The organism is Acinetobacter lwoffii (assembly GCF_024129595.1).
Lineage (GTDB): Bacteria > Pseudomonadota > Gammaproteobacteria > Pseudomonadales > Moraxellaceae > Acinetobacter > Acinetobacter lwoffii_O.
Genome location: NZ_JAMXXS010000095.1, coordinates 1 through 780 on the forward strand (window position 1 = coordinate 1; position 780 = coordinate 780).

The window sequence follows — 780 nt, forward strand, 5'->3', positions numbered from 1 at the left end:
TAGATCTCTTGCGAAAGTAAAAAATTGTTTATACTAGCCCCATGAAATATGAAAATTTAACTCGATTTAATGATGGGGAATTTAAACGACTCGTTGGAGTTCCTCGTCCATTATTCTTAAAAATGGTATCGGTGTTACAACACGCTGAACTTGCCAAGAAAAAATCTGGAAGGCCGCATTCTTTGTGTTTAGAGGATCAATTATTGTTAACTCTAAACTACTTACGCTGTTATAGGACTCAAATTGAATTATCCGCTGACTATAATCTCGCTGAAAGTAATGTGAATCGTACTATTCATAAAGTTGAAAATGCTCTGATTCAATCACGGATTTTTGCATTACCCAAAAGGAATCAAAAGTTTAGTGAAGGTGATTATGTGATCGTTGATGTCACTGAGTCACAGATTGAGCGTCCCAAAAAAACAAAGAAAATTCTATAGCGGTAAAAAGAAGAAACATACGCTAAAAACACAGGTCATTTTTAACCCAAGACTAAAGCAAATTGTAAGTATACAGGTCGAAAGTGGCAGAAAACATGATCTGACGATTGCGCGTAAGTATTTTAAGGAGATGATCATTTATCCTTGTATTATGGCAGATTTAGCCTATAAAGGATTTCATCAGATTAAGAGTAAGTTACTCATTCCAATCAAGAAACCTAAGAATTTATCATTACCCAAAATAGCAAAACAGATCAACCAAGAAATCAGTCGGCGTAGGATCACAATTGAACATATCAACGGCAAACTTAAATATTTTCGGATATTAACAGAACGGTAT

At 34.5% G+C, this 780-nt stretch carries 1 protein-coding gene; it reads left to right on the forward strand.

What is annotated here, in order from left to right; genetic code table 11:
* Nucleotides 1-41: 41 nt before the first annotated feature.
* Nucleotides 42-780, forward strand: a protein-coding gene (locus NI466_RS15800) for an IS5 family transposase (protein ID WP_253174007.1) whose coding sequence is annotated in 2 segments (ribosomal slippage) — nucleotides 42-428 and nucleotides 430-780 — 738 coding nt annotated over the 2 segments. Because the reading frame shifts where the segments join, the coding sequence is not laid out codon by codon here. This gene is flagged as partial in the annotation.